Source organism: Shewanella holmiensis (genome assembly GCF_025370255.1).
Classification (GTDB): Bacteria; Pseudomonadota; Gammaproteobacteria; order Enterobacterales; family Shewanellaceae; genus Shewanella; species Shewanella holmiensis.
Genome location: NZ_JAMTCD010000007.1, coordinates 47,274 through 67,114, shown reverse-complemented (window position 1 = coordinate 67,114; position 19,841 = coordinate 47,274). Strand labels below are relative to the sequence as shown.

At 41.2% G+C, this 19,841-nt stretch carries 18 protein-coding genes; 15 read left to right on the top strand and 3 right to left on the bottom strand.

Features of this window, described 5'->3' with window-relative positions; genetic code table 11:
- Window positions 1-29 precede the first annotated feature (29 nt).
- The 13 genes from flhA (at window position 30) to NE535_RS07310 (ending at window position 13,302) form a co-directional block, all read left to right on the top strand.
- Window positions 30-2,129: a flagellar biosynthesis protein FlhA gene (gene flhA / locus NE535_RS07370; RefSeq protein ID WP_261298009.1), complete on the top strand. Its 2,100-nt coding sequence runs from the start codon at window positions 30-32 to the stop codon at window positions 2,127-2,129.
- A 28-nt stretch (window positions 2,130-2,157) separates the two neighbouring features.
- Window positions 2,158-3,549 carry a flagellar biosynthesis GTPase FlhF gene (flhF, locus tag NE535_RS07365; RefSeq protein WP_261298008.1) on the top strand — a complete coding sequence of 464 codons (1,392 nt, stop codon included), beginning with the start codon at window positions 2,158-2,160 and terminating at the stop codon, window positions 3,547-3,549.
- A gap of 4 nt (window positions 3,550-3,553) precedes the next feature.
- The gene (locus NE535_RS07360) at window positions 3,554-4,435 is read left to right on the top strand and encodes a MinD/ParA family protein (protein ID WP_229778273.1); all 882 of its coding nucleotides are present in this window, start codon (window positions 3,554-3,556) and stop codon (window positions 4,433-4,435) included.
- Window positions 4,428-5,150, top strand: coding sequence for an RNA polymerase sigma factor FliA (locus NE535_RS07355; protein WP_261298007.1), 723 nt, complete (start codon window positions 4,428-4,430; stop codon window positions 5,148-5,150). The genes NE535_RS07360 and NE535_RS07355 overlap by 8 nt, the downstream gene beginning before the upstream one ends.
- 43 nt (window positions 5,151-5,193) lie before the next feature.
- The gene (gene cheY, locus NE535_RS07350) at window positions 5,194-5,577 is read left to right on the top strand and encodes a chemotaxis response regulator CheY (protein ID WP_007649667.1); all 384 of its coding nucleotides are present in this window, start codon (window positions 5,194-5,196) and stop codon (window positions 5,575-5,577) included.
- A 14-nt stretch (window positions 5,578-5,591) separates the two neighbouring features.
- Entirely contained in the window at window positions 5,592-6,329 is a 738-nt protein-coding gene (locus tag NE535_RS07345) for a protein phosphatase CheZ (protein WP_261298006.1), read from the top strand.
- 15 nt (window positions 6,330-6,344) lie between these two features.
- Window positions 6,345-8,564 (top strand): chemotaxis protein CheA, encoded by a 2,220-nt coding sequence (locus NE535_RS07340; RefSeq protein ID WP_261298005.1) that lies wholly within the window; start codon window positions 6,345-6,347, stop codon window positions 8,562-8,564.
- Between the two features lie 23 nt (window positions 8,565-8,587).
- Window positions 8,588-9,784 (top strand): protein-glutamate methylesterase/protein-glutamine glutaminase, encoded by a 1,197-nt coding sequence (locus NE535_RS07335; protein WP_261298004.1) that lies wholly within the window; start codon window positions 8,588-8,590, stop codon window positions 9,782-9,784.
- A 64-nt stretch (window positions 9,785-9,848) separates the two neighbouring features.
- On the top strand, window positions 9,849-10,286 hold the full coding sequence (locus NE535_RS07330) for a membrane anchored protein in chemotaxis locus (RefSeq protein ID WP_280925397.1): 438 nt from the start codon (window positions 9,849-9,851) through the stop codon (window positions 10,284-10,286).
- Window positions 10,287-10,335: 49 nt separating this feature from the next.
- Window positions 10,336-11,130: a ParA family protein gene (locus NE535_RS07325; RefSeq protein ID WP_261298002.1), complete on the top strand. Its 795-nt coding sequence runs from the start codon at window positions 10,336-10,338 to the stop codon at window positions 11,128-11,130.
- The gene (locus tag NE535_RS07320; protein WP_261298001.1) at window positions 11,114-12,331 is read left to right on the top strand and encodes a chemotaxis protein CheW; all 1,218 of its coding nucleotides are present in this window, start codon (window positions 11,114-11,116) and stop codon (window positions 12,329-12,331) included. The genes NE535_RS07325 and NE535_RS07320 overlap by 17 nt, the downstream gene beginning before the upstream one ends.
- A 2-nt stretch (window positions 12,332-12,333) precedes the next feature.
- Window positions 12,334-12,828, top strand: coding sequence for a chemotaxis protein CheW (locus tag NE535_RS07315; RefSeq protein WP_188841137.1), 495 nt, complete (start codon window positions 12,334-12,336; stop codon window positions 12,826-12,828).
- 75 nt (window positions 12,829-12,903) lie between these two features.
- The gene (locus NE535_RS07310) at window positions 12,904-13,302 is read left to right on the top strand and encodes a DUF2802 domain-containing protein (RefSeq protein WP_261298000.1); all 399 of its coding nucleotides are present in this window, start codon (window positions 12,904-12,906) and stop codon (window positions 13,300-13,302) included.
- Between the two features lie 203 nt (window positions 13,303-13,505).
- Here the strand turns inward: NE535_RS07310 and NE535_RS07305 are convergent, their stop codons facing one another.
- From NE535_RS07305 to NE535_RS07295, 3 genes are all read right to left on the bottom strand, one after another.
- Window positions 13,506-14,843, bottom strand: coding sequence for an RsmB/NOP family class I SAM-dependent RNA methyltransferase (locus tag NE535_RS07305; RefSeq protein WP_261297999.1), 1,338 nt, complete (start codon window positions 14,841-14,843; stop codon window positions 13,506-13,508).
- A 108-nt stretch (window positions 14,844-14,951) separates the two neighbouring features.
- On the bottom strand, window positions 14,952-15,269 hold the full coding sequence (locus NE535_RS07300; protein WP_261297998.1) for an EscU/YscU/HrcU family type III secretion system export apparatus switch protein: 318 nt from the start codon (window positions 15,267-15,269) through the stop codon (window positions 14,952-14,954).
- Window positions 15,270-15,287: 18 nt separating this feature from the next.
- Complete coding sequence (locus NE535_RS07295) at window positions 15,288-17,423, bottom strand: hypothetical protein (RefSeq protein ID WP_261297997.1); 2,136 nt, start codon at window positions 17,421-17,423, stop codon at window positions 15,288-15,290.
- Window positions 17,424-17,700: 277 nt separating this feature from the next.
- Between NE535_RS07295 and NE535_RS07290 the strand changes: the two genes are divergently transcribed.
- Together NE535_RS07290 and NE535_RS07285 are read left to right on the top strand one after the other, a co-directional pair.
- Window positions 17,701-18,489, top strand: coding sequence for an MlaA family lipoprotein (locus tag NE535_RS07290; protein WP_261297996.1), 789 nt, complete (start codon window positions 17,701-17,703; stop codon window positions 18,487-18,489).
- Between the two features lie 45 nt (window positions 18,490-18,534).
- Window positions 18,535-19,668, top strand: a complete 1,134-nt coding sequence (locus NE535_RS07285; RefSeq protein WP_261297995.1) for a response regulator — start codon at window positions 18,535-18,537, stop codon at window positions 19,666-19,668.
- The last annotated feature ends 173 nt before the right edge of the window (window positions 19,669-19,841 follow it).

Below are 19,841 nucleotides of genomic sequence, written 5' to 3'. Positions count from 1 at the left end.
AAAAACTCATCAGTAAAAGGCCTTCGTTAATGGATGCAAAAGCAGCTTTAGGGCAATTCAAACAAATTAGACTATCCACTTTTAAGGGCATAGGTACGCCGTTATTAGTGTTGGCTGCTCTCGGAATGGTCGTTTTACCTATTCCGCCATTCTTATTGGACATCTTGTTTTCATTTAATATTGCCCTCGCGTTAGTGGTTCTTTTAGTGGCGATTTATACCGACAGACCCCTCGATTTTGCTGCATTCCCAACCGTATTACTTGTTGCAACCTTATTAAGATTAGCCTTAAACGTGGCCTCGACCCGTGTGGTATTACTTGAAGGACACAATGGCGCAGACGCTGCAGGTAAAGTGATTGAAGCGTTTGGTTCAGTGGTAATTGGTGGCAATTATGCCGTTGGTTTAGTGGTGTTTTTAATTCTAATTATTATTAACTTTGCAGTAGTAACCAAAGGTGCAGGACGGATATCAGAAGTCAGCGCGCGTTTCACGTTAGATGCTATGCCAGGTAAACAAATGGCCATTGATGCCGATTTGAACGCGGGTATTTTAAATCAAGAACAAGCAAGAGTTCGCCGAGAGGAAGTGACGCGTGAAGCGGACTTCTATGGGGCGATGGACGGTGCGTCAAAGTTTGTAAAAGGTGATGCAGTCGCGGGTATTATGATTCTAGTTATCAACATACTAGGCGGCTTTATGATAGGTATGGTTCAACATGGGCTTGATTTTTCAAGTGCGGTTGAAATTTATACCTTACTGACAATTGGTGATGGCTTGGTGGCACAAATACCAGGCTTATTACTCTCCATTGCAGCGGCCTTAATGGTTACTCGTCAAAATGAGTCTGGTGATATGGGCCAGATGATGATGAGCCAAATGTTTGACAATCCAAAGTCATTATCTATCGCAGCCGGTTTGTTATTTGTGATGGGTATTGTACCTGGTATGCCTCACGTTGCTTTTTTAAGTTTTGCTGCAATTACAGCTGGCGCAGCCTATTTTGTGCATAAGCGAATTAAAGATAAGAAAGCACAGGCATTAGAGTTAGTGAAGAAAGGTCCGGTTGATGTTAAAGATAAAGAGCCTAAAGAACTGAGCTGGGATGATGTGCGCCACGTTGATACTATCGGGTTAGAAGTCGGCTATAGACTGATCCCCTTGGTTGATAAAGGTCAAGGTGGTGAATTGTTAAGCAGAATTAAAGGTGTACGTAAAAAATTATCCCAGGAACTTGGATTTTTAGTGCCAGCGGTACATATTCGTGACAATCTAGACCTTTCACCTAATTCATACCGAATTCAGTTGATGGGTGTCGTGGTAGGCGAAGCCGAGGTGAGACACGACTGCGAGCTCGCCATTAATCCTGGACAGGTTTACGGCAAATTAGATGGTATTGAAACAACCGACCCCGCATTTGGTTTGGAAGCCGTCTGGATTGCACCTGAGCAGCGCGAGCATGCACAAACGCTAGGCTATACGGTGGTTGACACCGCAACAGTGGTAGCAACGCATATTAGCCAACTTTTGAGTAATAATGCGGCCAAGCTATTAGGATACGAAGAAGTCCAGCAGCTAATGGATATGTTAGCCAAGCAATCACCTAAACTAGTTGATGGCTTTATCCCAGACATTATGTCATTAGGTAATGTGGTCAAGGTTATGCAAAATCTACTGAATGAAGGTGTGTCAGTAAGGGATTTACGCACTATTGTGCAAACATTATTAGAGTACGGCACTAAGAGCAATGATACCGAAGTGTTGACCGCTGCAGTCCGTATCGCGTTAAAACGCATGATAGTCCAAGAAATATCAGGTCCAGAATTAGAGATCCCAGTCATTACTTTGGCGCCAGAGTTGGAACAGATGTTGCATAAGTCTATGCAGGCGACAGGAGGCGAAGGTCCAAATATTGAACCAGGCCTCGCAGAACGTATGCAGCAGTCATTGTTAGATGCTTCACAGAAGCAAGAAATGGTCGGTCAACCAGCCATTTTATTGACATCAGGTATGCTACGTTCCACCCTGTCAAGATTTGTTAAATACACTATTCCAAATTTACGGGTGATTTCATATCAAGAAATCCCAGATGAGAAACAGATACGCATTGTTTCAGCCGTCGGCCAATAGTGATAACGTCAGATAAAAGAGGTGCGTAGTGAAAATTAAACGATTTTTTGCCAAAGATATGCGTGCAGCATTAGCGCAAGTAAAAGAAACCCTTGGCTCTGACGCTGTGATTATGTCTAACAAAAAAGTAGCCGGTGGAATTGAGATTGTTGCTGCCGTTGATTACGATGAACCTAAAGCGAATGTCGCCATGAAAGCGCCGTCATCTGGTTATATGGATTTACGTGAAGATAAAGTTTCACTGGCAACAAAGCCAGCTATAAAAGCCCAAACTAAAGTAAGCCCTCCACCAGTGGCTGATTCTTTGCAAGCGTTATTAGAAAAGCAGCAAAGTCGTTTGAGTCAACAGGCTCCTTCTAAACAAATTGACCCTGAACTACCAGAATGGGCTCGTCAATTACAGGGCGCTACGGCGGAGTCAAAGCCTGCGAAGCCTCAATACCAACAAGCTGCATTTGATAAACCAGTTAAAAATAATAAAGTTAATTCAGCTGAAGTAGAGGCGCTACGTGAAGAAATGGCATCATTACGTAACTTACTGACCCATCAAGTTTCTTCATTAATGAATGATCAAAAAAAGCGTAAAGATCCTGTGGGTGCTATGCTTGAAAGTAAGTTGCTTGCAGCTGAATTTTCAGCACCTGTCGCAGCAAGACTTTCATCGCTTAGTCAGCATTATAACCCCGCTGAATTAGTGAGATCATTACCCCAAAGTTTAGCTAATTTATTAGATAATCAGGGTGATGATATTGTTAAACGTGGCGGTGTCGTTGCTTTCGTTGGGCCAACAGGTGTTGGTAAAACAACGTCATTGGCTAAAATTGCAGCGCGTTTTGCTGCGCATCACGGCGCAGATCAAGTTGCATTGATTACAACTGACCATTATCGCATTGGCGCCTTTGAGCAATTGGCAACTTATGGCAAAATAATGGGATGTCCGGTAAAGCAAGCACATGATCTTGCAGAACTAGAACAAATTTTATATCAATTTAGAAATCGTAAATTGGTTTTGATAGATACCGCTGGAATGGGACAACGTGACATGCGTCTTTATCAACAACTTGATAATTTGACAGCAAACAGTAGGATCCCTATTCGCAGTTATTTGGTGATGTCAGCCACCGGACAGCGTAGAGTGTTACAAGATGCGGTTAATCACTTTAAGCGTATTCCTTTAGCCGGTGCGATATTAACTAAATTGGATGAATCGGTATCAATTGCAGGAGCATTGAGCGTTCTTATCCAAAATGAGTTACCATTAAGCTATGTGACTGATGGCCAACGTGTTCCTGAGGACATGAAAGTAGCAGATACCTTAGCGCTGGCTAAGCAAGCTTTGGCCGCACTGAACGAAACCGAACAACAAACGTCTCAAGACACAACCGCATGGTCTAATGAAATGGCTTATGCATTCGAGTAAGAATATGACCCGTGATCAAGCAAGTGGTTTACGTATGATGAATCAACCAAATAACGAAAAAGTTAAAGTAATTGCCGTATCCGGTGGTAAAGGTGGGGTAGGGAAAACCAGTGTGTCAATTAACACTGCCGTTGCCTTAGCTGAAAAAGGGAAACGTGTTTTAGTACTAGATGCGGATCTTGGTTTAGCTAATGTCGATGTGATGCTTGGCATTCGTGCCGAGAAAAACTTATCTCATGTTTTATCTGGCGATGCCGAATTAGACGATATTATTGTACGTGGTCCCAAAGGGGTCGGTATTGTGCCTGCAACATCTGGCACTCAAGCAATGGTAGAGTTAACTCAAGCACAGCATGCTGGATTAATTAGAGCATTCAGTGAGATGCGTACTCAATTCGATATTTTAATTGTCGATACAGCAGCTGGTATCTCTGATATGGTTCTGAGTTTCTCACGGGCATCTCAAGACGTATTGATTGTGGTGTGTGATGAGCCAACGTCTATTACTGATGCTTACGCGCTGATTAAAATATTAAGCCGTGAGCACGGTGTTTTCCATTTTAAAATTGTGGCGAATATGGTGCGTAGTTTACGTGAAGGAATGGAATTGTTTGCTAAACTGAGTAAGGTTACAGATAGATTTTTAGATGTTGCCTTAGAACTTGTTGCAACAGTGCCATTTGATGAGAACCTACGTAAGTCAGTTCGTAAGCAAAAATTAGTTGTTGAGGCTTATCCTAAGTCACCTGCAGCCATTGCATACCATGGTTTAGCAAATAAAATAATGAGTTGGCCTGTACCACAGCAACCAGGTGGTCATTTAGAGTTTTTTGTTGAACGTTTAGTTCAGCGTAAAGAAAAACAAGAGGATAGAGTGAGTGAATAAAGCCGCTGCGTATACTCAGTTCGATAATAAAACATCCGTTGTTGAACAGTATGCACCGCTGGTAAAAAGAATTGCACACCACATGTTGGCAAGATTACCTGCTTCTGTTCAGTTAGATGACTTGTTACAGTCTGGTATGATTGGCTTACTTGAAGCATCATCAAAATTCGATGGTAGTAAAGGCGCTAAGTTTGAAACCTTTGCAGGTATTAGAATTCGCGGTGCCATGATTGATGAAATTCGGCGTGGGGACTGGGTTCCTCGTTCTGTTCATCGCAATAACCGCCGTGTTGCTCAGGTGATTGATGAGTTAGAACAATCACTCGGGCGTGATGCTCGTGACACAGAAATTGCAGAAAAACTTGATATGTCGCTCAATGAGTACCATCATATTTTAAATGATGTTTCTGTTGGGAAAATCATAGGCATAGAAGATTTGGGTGTTTCGCAAGATGTGCTTGTCACAGAAGATGAAACACCGGATGAAAATTTTGACGCATTAGCCGAAACGCAATTTAAGTCGGCACTGGTGGAAGCAATTAAAACCTTACCAGAAAGAGATGCATTAGTACTTTCGCTGTATTATGACGAAGCGTTAAACTTAAAAGAAATTGGTGCAATTCTTGAAGTAAGCGAATCTAGGGTTAGCCAGATATTAAGTCAGGCGATGCTAAGATTAAAAGGCAAGCTCAAGCATTGGACACAACAACAATAATTATTAATTTGAGCACTAGAGTATCAGCTCACCGGAGGAAACCTTGGACAAGAATATGAAGATTCTTATTGTTGACGACTTTTCAACAATGAGACGTATCATCAAGAACTTGTTGCGAGACTTGGGGTTCAATAATACCCAAGAAGCAGATGACGGCTCAACAGCCCTACCTATGTTACAAAAAGGCGATTTTGATTTCGTCGTAACAGACTGGAACATGCCTGGTATGCAAGGGATTGACTTGCTTAAGGCTATCCGTGCTGACGACTCGTTAAAACATTTACCCGTATTAATGGTAACCGCCGAAGCGAAGCGTGAGCAGATTATTGCTGCCGCTCAAGCAGGTGTGAATGGTTATGTCGTAAAACCATTTACAGCGGCTACTCTTAAAGAGAAGTTAGACAAAATCTTCGAACGTCTCGCTTAAGCAAAGGATAAGTTATGCAGCCAACAATCTCGGGATTAATTACTCTCGAACAGGCACAGCAACTTGTCGAACTGCTTAAAGCGGGGGAGCAAGACCAAGCTGATGAAGTTGTTAGAGAGCTAGCTACACCATTACAGCGTGAATTATTTGAAGAGGTGGGGAAGTTAACCCGCCAACTTCATAGTGCTCTTCAAGACTTCCAATTAGATAATCGTTTATCTGAATTAGCGAACACCGAAATTCCAGATGCGAAAGAGCGATTAAACTACGTTATTGATATGACAGAACAAGCTGCAAATAAAACTATGGATGCAGTTGAAGAATGTCTACCTTTGGCCGATACAATAATTAGCAACATACAGTCAGTTACTCCTATGTGGGATAAATTGATGCGTCGTGACATAGAATTGGGTGAGTTCAAAACCCTGTGCCATGATGTTCAACAATTTATGTTACACAGTGAGCATGATTCAAACCGTTTGCGGCAATTACTGAATGAAATACTGATGGCACAAGATTTCCAAGACTTAACCGGACAAATGATCCGTAGAGTCATCGACTTAGTTCGTGAAGTTGAAAATAATCTTGTCTCAATGTTAACGGTATTTGGTGATTACAAACCTCACTCGGAACCTGTTGAAAAAGATAATAAAATAGAGGCAGAGGGCCCAATTATGCACGCCGAGTTGCGTGATGACGTGGTAGCTGGTCAAGATGAAGTTGATGATTTGCTATCAAGTCTGGGTTTCTAATTAGGAGTCAATTGAATGTCATTTGATGTTGATGAAGAGATACTCCAGGACTTTTTAATAGAAGCTGGCGAGATTTTAGAGCTTCTACAAGAGCAGTTAGTCGCACTTGAAAATAATCCTGATGACAGTGATTTGTTAAACGCAATTTTCCGAGGTTTCCACACGGTAAAAGGCGGGGCAGGTTTTTTAAGTTTAACGCCAATGGTAGATGTCTGTCATGAAGCTGAAAATACCTTCGATTTGCTCCGAACGGGCAAGCGCGGTGTTAATTCTGAATTGATGGATATAATTTTACAAGCCGTTGATGCGATCAACACTATGTTTGCGCAAACACAACAAGGGGAACAACAAGACCCTGTTGAGCCAGCATTGCTTGATAAATTAAAGCTATTAAGTTCTGGTGCACCTTTGCCTTCTGAGTTAAATGGCGCTGCTGAAGAGCCCGCTGAAGAAATCATTGAAGAACTTGTCGAAGAAGTCTCTCATCAAGTTGAATACATTGAAGATGTTGTTAGCGATAACAGTATTGATGAAATTAACGATTCAGAATTCGAAGCTTTATTAGATGCACTTCATGGCCAAGGCAAAAGTCCAACGACTACCACTCCATCAACACCAAGTCCAGCTCCTGTAACATCGGAACCCGTAGCTATTGGTGCCGATGAAATATCCGATGATGAGTTTGAAGCTTTACTTGATGAACTTCATGGCTCAGGTAAATTTAAAGCGGAAGCGGAAGCAGTTAAACTCTCTCCTGCAGCTATTGTTGACTCCCCTGCACAATTAGTTGATTCAGATGACATCACAGATGATGAATTTGAAAAGCTACTTGATGAATTACATGGTAAAGGGACGGCGCCAACTAAATCTGTTGAGGCAGTAACTCCTGCTGCGACCGTTAAATCGCCAGCTGCCGAAAAGGTCGTTCCTACACCACAAGCTAAATCGGTAGCGCCACCTCAACCCAAAGCATCTGCTCCTGCTCCAGTCGCGAAGCCGGCTGAGGTTATCGCTAAGGATAAAGCGCCTGCCAAAGCGGCATCTTCTGTGCCTCAAGGTGAGACGACTGTCCGGGTCGATACGGCAAGACTTGATCAAATCATGAATATGGTTGGTGAGTTAGTATTAGTGCGAAATCGCCTAGTCAGTCTTGGTATTACCCGTGAAGATGAGGAAATGTCTAAGGCATTAGCTAACTTAGACTTAGTCACGGCAGACCTACAAGGCGCTGTGATGAAAACCCGTATGCAGCCAATTAAGAAAGTCTTTGGACGTTTCCCAAGGGTTGTTCGTGATTTAGCGCGTACATTAAATAAAGAAATTGATTTAGTCATGATTGGTGAAGAAACCGATCTTGATAAGAATTTAGTAGAGGCATTAGCCGACCCGTTAGTCCATTTAGTGCGCAACTCGGTTGATCACGGCATCGAAATGCCAATCACTCGTGAAGCAAATGGTAAGTCCCGAACCGGTACTATTACACTATCAGCGAGCCAAGAAGGTGATCACATCCTGCTTAAAATTGAGGATGATGGCGCGGGTATGGATCCGCAAAAACTGAAAGAAATTGCAATATCACGTGGTGTGCTTGACGAAGATGCCGCCGCGAGAATGTCAGATACTGAAGCTTACAATCTTATTTTTGCTCCTGGTTTTTCAACGAAAGTTGAGATCTCTGACATTTCAGGTCGTGGTGTGGGAATGGATGTGGTTAAAACCCGTATTACCCAACTCAACGGCACCGTTCATATTGATTCAATGAAAGGTAAAGGCACAGTCTTAGAGATTAAAGTGCCGCTGACATTAGCGATCATGCCAACATTGATGGTGGATGTGTCTAAGCAAGTGTTTGCGTTACCTCTTTCTAGTGTGAATGAGATTTTCCATCTTGATTTAACCAAAACAAATATTGTAGATGGTCAATTAACTGTCATTGTCCGTAATAAAGCGGTGCCATTATTCTATTTAGAGCATTGGTTACACCGTAATAAAACCAAGTTTAAGCACGGTGATAAAAAGCATGGGCATGTCGTTATCGTGCAGTTAGGCACAACGCAAATAGGATTTGTGGTTGATGCGTTAATTGGACAAGAAGAGGTGGTGATTAAACCTCTAGGAAGTATGCTACAAGGAACACCTGGTATGGCGGGAGCGACCATTACTTCTGATGGTGGTATTGCACTGATTCTAGATGTTCCTGGTTTATTAAAACATTACGCCAAAAATAAGAATTAAAGTTCCATTATTTAAGGAATGAAATGGCTATAAAAGTATTAGTTGTTGACGATTCAAGCTTTTTTCGACGTCGAGTCAGTGAAATTGTTAATCAAGATCCTGAACTCGAAGTTGTTGGTGTTGCCGTCAATGGCGAAGAAGCTGTCAAAATGGCCGCTACATTAAACCCGCAAGTTATTACAATGGACATCGAAATGCCTGTAATGGATGGGATTAGTGCTGTGCGTGCTATTATGGCAAGCAATCCTATCCCTATTTTGATGTTTTCATCATTAACTCATGATGGTGCCAAATCTACATTAGACGCCCTTGAAGCGGGCGCTTTAGATTTTTTACCAAAACGATTTGAAGATATTGCGACAAACAAAGATGAAGCAATAAGTTTATTGCAACAACGTATTAAGGCGTTAGGACGAAGAAGAGTCTATCGTCCTATCTCCAGAATGAGTTCAAGTACGCCATCTTCGACAGCTAGAACATCGACTTCAGTTAGTTCAAATTTTGGTTCACAAGCTCAGCCCTCTAGTTTGTCGAGACCTTTAACGTCCAGAAAAAGTTTGACAGAAAGCACTGACAGACATGTATCTGCATCAGTTAATGTGGGAATTCAACAATCGTCAGCACCCACTAGAGCTAGCGGCAAATCTTATAAGCTATTGCTAATTGGAACATCCACTGGCGGTCCGGTTGCGTTACAAAAAGTATTAACACAGTTTCCTGATAATTACCCTCATCCTATCTTGCTGATCCAGCATATGCCTGCGGCATTTACGCCAGCTTTTGCTGCTCGCTTAGACAGTTTGTGTAAAATCAGTGTCAAAGAAGCTGTTAACGGTGATGTATTAAAGCCTGGATGTGCTTATTTGGCACCCGGTGGAATGCAAATGCTCGTTGAAAAAGCGGGCATGGTAGGTCGTTTGAAAGTAATGGCCGGGAACAGCGACATGAATTACAAGCCTAGTGTTGATATCACCTTTGCCTCAGCATCTAAAGCTTATGGTGGTGATATTTTAGCTGTTGTATTAACCGGCATGGGCGCAGATGGCCGAGAGGGAGCAAGAATGCTCAAAACTTCCGGCGCGAATATTTGGGCTCAGGACGAAGCCAGTTGTGTTGTTTATGGTATGCCTCAAGCTGTGGCTGCTGCTGGAATATCAAGTCATTCCATTAGCTTAGAAAACATGGCCGAGGCAATTTTAAAAGAAACTGCTCGTGGCTAGCTTCGTTGGTGTTAAATTTAATAGCGGCAGTGTCGGTATTAACTTGATACTGTTTTTATTGTTAATGGCTGTTGTTGTATTTTCTAGTTTATACATTGATGTTTTAAAAAAAAATGATTTATTAAAGGCTGACATCAAAAGATTAGAATCATCACAGGTGCTATTAATGGTGCCTGATGAACAGGCCGCTGAGATTGCTAATTGGCTTACCCAGCATCCGGAACAAACAGAGACTATTATTGAGTTTGCTGGGCGAGACAAGCAAAGTGTCGATGATAAAGTTGACATTGAAAATGCGCCGAAAAGTGTTTTGCTTAGTCCGCAACCACATGTTGATAATCTAGCAGAGACAAACATACAAAGCCCTGACAATGCATCTGAAAAAATATCAGAAGATGTCCTAGTTTCTGAAAATGAACAAGGTGTTAAAGTTATCCGTTTACCCCATGGTGGCATTCGGGTGACAACACGAGAGTTACCTCAAAAAAATGAGTCGCAATAAAAAGTAAACTTAATATGACACTTATCATTGCTGACCGAGGGATGGATATTTGAAAGTTTGGACCGTAGCAAATCAAAAAGGTGGAGTGGGTAAAACTACCACCGTGGCAAGTTTGGCCGGTGCTTTTGTTAAGCGAGGTCAGCGTGTTTTGATGATCGACACTGACCCTCACGCATCTCTTGGTTATTATTTAGGCATTGATTCAGAAGAAGTGCCTGGTTCGCTTTACGATGTGTTTGTTAACCACAAATCATTAACTCAAGAATTTATTAAGCAATATATTTTGCCCACTCAAATTGAAGGGCTTGACCTTATTCCTGCAACTATGGCGTTAGCAACACTAGACCGTGCTCTAGGTCACCAAGAAGGCATGGGATTAGTACTGCGTAACCTATTAGTGTTATTAGAAGACTGTTACGATGTGGCAATTATTGATTGTCCACCCGTGCTAGGGGTGTTAATGGTCAATGCATTGGCGGCTAGTCAGCATATTATTATTCCTGTTCAAACTGAATTTCTAGCTATCAAAGGGCTAGATAGAATGATAAAGACGATGGAGCTGATGGGACGGTCAAAAAAAACACGTTACAGTTACAGTGTTGTTCCGACTATGTATGACAAACGAACCAAAGCATCTCCAATCGCATTAGCTTACATGCAAGAAAAATATAATAAGAACCTGTGGCCTGATAATGTTATTCCTGTCGATACAAAATTCAGAGATGCCAGTTTAGCTCACTTACCTGCGTCTCATTATTCGCCCTCAAGTCGAGGTGTCAAAGCATACAGTTTATTATTAGATTATCTTGAAACGCAGGAGTTCGCACATGTCAAAATCGGTTGATGAAACTGTTTTTGATTATTTTGCCTTGCTTCTCAAAGAGCCAGTTGAGGACACTGTCGAGAAATCGCCAATTGTGCAATCTAATTTAAAGACGCAAGGTACAGTTGCACCTAAAACTGATGCCTCAGTGCCATTAGTGACCAAAAAGTCTGCACAAGACATTCCTTTCAATATTGAAGCTGAACCCTCAAAAGCGATTGAGGATTCGATTAAATCAATATCTTTTGAAACAAATGAAATCAGTAAACATGTTGTTCAAGATAGAAGTATTCCGTCATCAGATCATTCTGTTACATCGACGCCAGCCAGCTTGTATCAACCAATAGCCAAACCTTCATCTGAGCGAAGCTTTGCCGAACCGATTGAAAATATAAATAAACAAGCGTTGGAGAAACTGCTTTCTGCGGTATCAAAACCAGAGCCCCAAGCTGCTATTGAGGCTCAACCAAAGCCGCTAATGACAGCAGTTGAAATAAAGGCAAGTGCAGATAAAGTCAGGCAAGCCTTAGGGCTTGCAACCGATGTGGCGGTTAATAAAGCATCTGTCACTTCGGCTTTAACGCAAAAAAATGCAGTTGCAGATAAAGAAATCAAACCGTTAGTCGATATAAAGTTAGCAGAAACAACCCCAAGCCCGATAAATAAGGCTATTATTAATGGTGAAGAACAATCTGACGTCGTAGCTCAGACTCAGTTGGGTGCAACGCCGCCTAGTATTACTGAAAACCTTCAGCAGGTTCTTGATGAAGAGTTTCAAGTGTTGTTTTTCAAAGTTGCAGGACTCACACTCGCAGTACCATTGGTAAGTTTAGGTGGCATAGTGAAGGTTGAGCGTATTAACCATTTAATTGGTCGACCAAAATGGTTTTTAGGAGTTCAGCCTCACAGAGAAGAAAAAATTAACGTTGTGGATACATGTGCATGGGTTATGCCTGAGAAGTATTCACCACAGATGGCAGAGTCTATAGATTATCAATATCTTGTGATGTTGGAAGACAGTCGATGGGGACTGGCTTGTGAATCATTAGTCAATGCTGTAAAAATTGATAAATCACACGTCAATTGGCGTGAAAAGCCCGGCAAGCGTCCATGGCTTGCAGGAGTAGTAAAACAACAAATGTGTGGCATATTGCATGTACAAGCGTTAATTGACATGCTTGATGCAGGTTTAGGTTGTCAGGATTCGATTGACCGAGGTTAACTATGAGTGATTCTAGAAGTGTAGCAGCTGTCGCTGCAGGTTCAGACGATGCAGTATTACAGTGGGTTACATTTAAATTAGATAATGAAACCTATGGTATTAATGTAATGCAAGTGCAAGAAGTATTGCGTTACACGGAAATCGCGCCTGTGCCGGGTGCGCCTAATTATGTATTAGGAATTATCAATCTTCGTGGCAATGTTGTTACGGTTATTGATACCCGATCACGATTTGGTCTCCAATCTGCTGATGTCGATGATTCAACGCGTATTGTAATCATTGAAGCGGAAAAACAAGTCATTGGTATTTTAGTCGATAGCGTGGCTGAGGTCGTTTATTTACGTCGTTCAGAAATTGATAATGCACCGAATGTTGGTACTGAAGAAAGTGCTAAATTTATTCAAGGCGTGAGTAATCGTGATAATGAATTATTGATCTTGGTAGATCTAGATAAGTTATTATCCGATGACGAATGGGCTGAATTAAGCGATATTTAACGACATTTTCAGTGACAAAGCGCCAGCTCATTCAGTATGCTGGCTTTTTTGTTATTGTTTTTTTGAGAATGAAGCATGGGTAATGAATATTTAATTGCAGCCTTAGTGTATGTTATTTCGAGTGTTGGATTAATGTTCTACTTGCAAAAGCAATCCAGTAGATTGAGAGGTAGGGTAGAAGCGTTGACGCTACTTGTTAAAGAAAGCGACCGCCAAAGAGAGGCTGTAAAAAGAGAACTCAATGAACTTCGAAGCGGTACCATCGGCATGGGTCGTAAGCTGATTGAAATTGAAAAAAAACTCACTGCTCAATCTGAATTAATTGAAGAAAGTAGCCAGCAAGATCCACAAGCTAAGTTGTATTCTAGAGCCGTGAAAATGATTGCTTTAGGTGCAGATATCGAAGAGCTGATGCGGGAATGTGAATTACCCAAAGCTGAGGTTGAGCTTTTATTGCGTTTACATAAGAAGTAATGTTCCCCCCCTGTAAACCAATGCCATTACAACTGTAATGGCATTTTTGTAAGGTAAGTTTAATATTTAAACTTACCTTAAAAATCATCTCAGACAATTATCACTAAAAATCAATCTTCAAAAATCATGGTGAAAAGAGGTTTGCGTTCAATATTGTCTAACCATTGAAATCAAACCCTAGATGTCTTTCAACGCTTTTATAATCAACATTTACGACGCATTTTGACAACGAACATACCATCAGTGTCTGCTTGTTGTGGCCACACCGTAAGCATTGTAGTTGATTCTCCAGTGAAAGGATGCGTAAGACATTCAAGTTCAAATTGTGTATTGGCTTTCAAAAAAGCGTTTACGACAGATTGATTTTCAATTTCGGTTAATGAACATGTTGCGTAAAGCAATGCTCCGCCCATTTTTACCGCTTCAGCGCTGCGTTTTAAAATATCTAATTGTAGTTCAGGCTTTTCCGTAATCGCACTGACATCATCAATCCAGCGCATATCAGGATTTCTTCTCCAGGTGCCAGTACAACTGCAAGGCGCATCGACTAAAACGCCATCAAAGTAATCGGCTTTTACCGGAAGTAACTCCGTCTTCCAAGGGGTAATACTGATATGTTTAAAATGGGCTCTTTTGGCGCGTTTTAACAATTCATTAAGCGCGCTAGTGCGAATATCTGATGCAATAATATTCCCTTCAATGCCAGCCTGCTGCATTAATGATAATAATTGTAGACTCTTGCCTCCAGCACCAGAACATGCATCCCACCATTCACTGTTCGCTTGTGGAGCACACATTTGGCCAATAACCTGTGAAGCCAGATCTTGTATTTCTAAATATCCCTCAGTATATGCCGCGACTTGGTTTAGATTGATGCTGTTATGACCCAGATTAATCGTATCATCGAAAAATTCAGAGCCACTTGCTTCTACGTTATCCCGTGATAATTTTTGTAATACCACATGTCTCGACGCTTGCTGTGCTCTAGCCCAAATGGGAGGACGGGTACTCATTGCTTGAATGAATAATTGTTTTTCAACCTCCGACTCAATTATGCAATGTTGCCAAAACCAATCCGGTAATAATTGGTCTATGCTTGTTGTGTGAATATTTGAAAACTGTTGAAAAGCCAAAAGCTTATCGCTAACACTTTCAGATGTTGGTACCGGAAGAGGTGTTAACACTTCACAGTGCTGACTAAAGGCAAGCCAGCCGTCACGAATATCACCCCATGGGTGGTTTTCAAGTTGTGCCGCACTGGCTAGCATACTGAAAAAAATGTCTTCTTGTTTATGGTTGCCAAGTTGCTGTATCCAGCCCCACCAACGAAATAAACCAAATAAGCTCTCTCTGATGACACGGCGATCTTTAGAACCGTGTTTTTTATGTTCTCTAAAGTAGTTTGCTATGACACGATCAGCGGGCTGTTTAGTGCTAAGTACACTGTCAAATAAATTAAAAATCGTATTGGCATAGCTAATGGCACGTTTTTCGGCGCCAGTATTGGCTACTTTGCTGATGGGCAATAGAGAGTCATTCATGAATATTTGATGTCATTACTTAAGATGATTAGAGCAAACAGTTTATCATGTTGGACATCGATTTGACTATGTTGCTAATTGTGCTGCCATAGAAGCTTTAATTGCGGTTTACACTTCAGTCAAAATGCGTTTATGCAAGTTATTCCATTGCTCAGGAAATTTACCTTCAAGCATGTAAATAAAAGCAATCAATTCAGCAATCAACAGATACAGTTCTTTAGGGACTTCTTCGCCAACTTCTAGCAATTGAAGAAATTCTGCCAAATGAGGATCTTGATGAATATGCACTCCTGCATCTTTAGCGAGAGATATAATTTCTTCTGCAAGCAGATCTTTGCCAGATGCGGTAACTTTGGGGGCACTTTTCCCATCAAAACTCAGTGCAACAGCCTGTTTTATTTTCGGTGTAGAATCATTATCTTGCATATTTATTTCTCAAGTCCGTTATGCTCGTGTTTTTACTAAAAAGTGATCGCCGGGTAATAAGGTTGCGGGAATACTCGCTATTTGGGTTGAAAACTCACCAGGTGTAAATCCAATTTGACTTATTTTTTGTGATAACTCTGAATTAAAACGGGTTATTTTATCTAATAAATACTGATTATTGCCTTTAAACTTTAGATCCAATACTTGATCTTTTTTATGTGCTTGTATTAACACTGCACCCTCAGATAAGTTAAATTTTAGCTGTAAACGCCAGTTTGTTGGTTTGTCAGCATCATTATTGTCTTCCTTTTGAAAATGCCCTTCAAATTGCTCATTTCGTTGATTTAGCGAATAAGGGAGTGAGAAGTACCAGTTTAAAGCTTGTTCATTTCCACTGCTGGCTTGTTGATATAATTGAAAACTGCTAGCTAATTGACTCATGCTGTCTAGCGTACCAGCCTTTTCGAGTAAGCCAAGTAGACTGCCTAATCCACTGGTATGCTTGCCCGTTAATCGTTGCAGTAACTGTAAATGGTTTTGCAGTTTATCGCTGATTTGCTTGCCTGAATTCTGAGCTCTTACGCCTAACATTAATTGAAATAAGGTAGTAATGGCTCCGCCAGAAAACAATTGTGCCTGCGTTGGCGTATGGCTTTGAGCAAGGTTTAAACTCGTAATACTGTGTAACTCACCTAGCAAATGCGTCGGCTCTGTCAGCGTAGTCAAAGGTTGTGGCGCAAGTTGTGGTAGTAATTTCAGCAGTTCTAACGCCAAGTTTTGAGGTTGTTGAATATTTTTTTGTATCATCAGTGGCATCGCTCCCGCTTTTGATAATGCTTTTTGCAGCACCTCCATTGGGGCTAAGTTTTCTTTATGCGTATTTGCCACAGATGACTTTGAGTTTTCGACTACCACTCCTGTAGAAACATGCTCTAAACCTTTAGTGAGGTTTTTTACTGACTCAGTTGTTAAGGCTGGCCCTTTGAGAGATCCTGCAATATCTTGAGCCATTTTGTGAGCCACAGAAACATCAATTTTGTGCTTAGGTATTGTATCTGAACCCGAAATCGATTTGGCATCCGCATTCGTTATCGATGATGGTGGCAGCTTTTGCTGATTGTCCGCAGAACCCGTTAAGCTTGGCGTTTTTGTAGTGACGGATAACTCAGTTGCTATCAATGATGTCTCAAGCTTTTTAAATAACAAATTCAGTAGTTGAGAGGGTTCTGGTTTACTTATCACAATCGATTCTTGTTTAGCATTGGCAAGCGCATCTGGCATTAATGTTGAAGGAGTTAAATTAACTTTAACTTCGGCTTGAATTGGGGTTAATGTTAATACGAGACGCTGATCTACCTTAATAATATTGGCTAAATATTGCCCTTTCGTTAGGTTGACATTGTCTAACTTGATCGTCGGTCCATCAACAAACGTCAACTGATGCTTATTAATAACTGCATTGGGTAGCGGATATCCCTGTGGACGAGAGGCAAGTTGTGATAATTGAGCGGTAGAAACCCCATTTTGTGTGGCAAGGGCTGTGAGTGATGCTGGTAATTTGATTTGAATGGCTTGAGCCAGTAATACCAATGGGCTTTGTAAGAGTTGATTTTGTGCTAATGCAGGTTTTGCTGCTGAAACATTTGGCATTGAGTGAGGCGAGTTCGTCTCTAAAGATAACTTTTGTAAACTGATTGCTTTTACAGCATCTGCCGTAATCATTATTTTGTTTGTTGTCTGCAATAATTTTTGTAATTCGACGGTCAAATTAAACTGGTATTGCTGATTTGCAATAGTGACATTCACCGTCTGTGATGGCGTCGTGCCGGTTTGAGGTGTGGTTACTTGTACGGGTTGCAGATTGTTTGTCGCGATTAATGATTTATCACTAACGGTTATTACCGTTGGTGATGTTTGCCCAACCACTGCGTTTGGGGCTGGTGCAGATGTTACTCTATCAGCAGAAGAGGCTGTGACTGAAGAGCTACTTGAGCTTGTATTGGCATGGGGCTGAACGTTTTCAGTAACCGATTTACTGGGAGATAAATTTTGGATTTGGTTAGCTGAACCAGTAATCTTGTTTGTAAGTTCTGGTTTACCCGCGTCTTTACCTGCTGGTGAAGATGATTGCACTGTAACGTTTGGCGCCTGCATGTTATGGCCTTAAATGTTCCCTGTTTGTAAAATATTGAGCTAAAAGTTAACCTATTATGACAATTTTGATTTTGCGATTTATCAAGGCTACAGTATTCTTAGCGGCTTGAACGCTTTTTAGAGTTAATAGTCAGTTCGACTTATTTAACCGTCAAGAATTGAAATCGAGATTCACTATCTCAATATTTATCGACTTGAACAATCATTGCTTTAATAAAAACGACAAAAATAGCAGTTTGTTTATTCGCTTTAGCCGTTGTCTTTTTAAGAGAGTGTTATGACGAAGTATAAAAGGATGTTGCTTCCTTTGTTGTTGCTTAATTCGTGTTTAGCAGCTGCAAATGAGCCCGATAATAAGCCACTGCAAACGGATGATGTCACCCCTTCGGTTACCGTTAGCTATAATGATCCGCGCGATCCTTTTGAAGGATTTAACCGCGCGATGTGGGATCTAAATTATTTGTATTTTGATAAGTATTTATTTAGACCTGTGGCGCATGGTTACAATGATTATATTCCCCTACCAGTAAAAACTGGGGTTGATAATTTTGTGCGTAATTTTGAAGAGCCCAACTCGATGGTGAATAATGCGCTGCAAGGCAAGTGGGCTTGGTCTGCTAATGCGGGTGGACGTTTTACCATAAACAGTACCATCGGACTTTTAGGCATTGTTGATGTCGCAGAGATGATGGGAATGCCACGTAAAGATGATGACTTCAATGAAGTCCTCGGTTACTACGGCGTGCCAAATGGTCCTTATTTTATGGCACCCTTTTTAGGACCTTATGTTACGCGTGAACTCGCGTCAGATTGGGTTGATAGTCTATACTTTCCTTTGTCTGACTTTACTTTTTGGCAATCAGCATTGAAGTGGGGATTAAAAGGCCTAAATACCCGCGCCGCAGCCATCGATCAGGAAAGGTTATTAGATAATGCGCTTGACCCATATACCTTTGTAAAGGAAGCCTTTTTTCAGCACATGGATTATAAAGTTTATGATGGTAATGTGCCTAAAAATCAACAAGATGATGAGCTTTTAGATGAGTATATGGATGAGCTAGAATAGCCAGAGACTATAACTCTGGCAGGTTTTCATCTGTGGAGTTGTAGTATGGCGCTAACAGATATATCCGTTTTATTTGTTGAAGATGACCCCATTTTCAGTCAATTATTGACAGACTTTTTACACAGTAAAGGGGCTGTCGTTAGACATGCCAGTAATGGCAGAGAAGGTTTGGATTTATTCAGCGAGCTTAAGTTTGATATTGTCATAGCTGATCTCAATATGCCTAAATTGGGTGGTTTACCCATGTTACGGCAAATGATGGCCATTAATGCTAATGTGCCCGCTATTGTTATCTCTGGTAACGATGTTATGTCTGACGTGGTTGAGGCATTACGTATTGGCGCTTGTGATTACCTTGTTAAACCAGTCGCTGATTTATTTATTATTGAGGCCGCTATTGAGCAGGCGTTAAGTCAATCTGCGCAACATTCAGCCAAAGTGGCTTATGATCCAACGGATGTTTTCGCGCGTCAGCTGGCAGAATTGTCCTATCAAGAGTTAAACGACAACCTATTAATGTTAGAGCAAAGTGCTCACGCAGCTAAGAATGTTCAGCAACAGCTTTTCCCTTCATCCCACATTCAATATCCCCATGCATCGATTGATTACAGCTTATACAAAAACAGTGACGTCAGTGCTTATTTTATTGATTCCACTATGGTGGGAGAGAAGCATCTTATTATGTATATGGCGCATTTTAAGCCAGAAGATAATAGTGCTGCTTTTGGTTGTGTTTTGCTGAGTAGTTTTATCAATCAGAAGCTGAAAAATTTTCGAAGAGGATCAAGTAATGCGCTTCTTTGCCCTACAGAGATGTTGAACTACTTGAATGCGCGAATGGTGGGGTCTGGGCTACACATCATTACTGATATGATTTATATCTGTGTTGATTTATCCCATTACGAGGCAACAATCGCTCGCGCAGGTACAGGATTACGGTGTTTTTTACGTAACACCACAGGTTTATTACCTTTAGCATTACCAGATTGCCAGCCTATCGGCTCTGTATTGTGGAGTAAACCTAGTGTGCAGAAACGACAACTGGCTGCGGGGGAAAATCTTTGTATTGGTACCCATCATCAAGAACATCAACAAGAATTACTTAACAATCATTTTAAAGGGTTAGTGTTTGATGAAAACATCCATGCTGGGGGGTTTATGCAACTTGATTGTGGTTAGTTCTTTCTCAAAGTCAGTACAAAAAAGCTTAGTATTTACTAAGCTTTTTTGTTTATTTTAACGCAGGTTAATCAACTAACCTCAGCTTGGGATAATAAACGCTGACCAAACAGTCCTTTGTCATGCTAACTGCGTTTCATTAACGTGCAATAGGCCAGCTATTGACGTGTTAA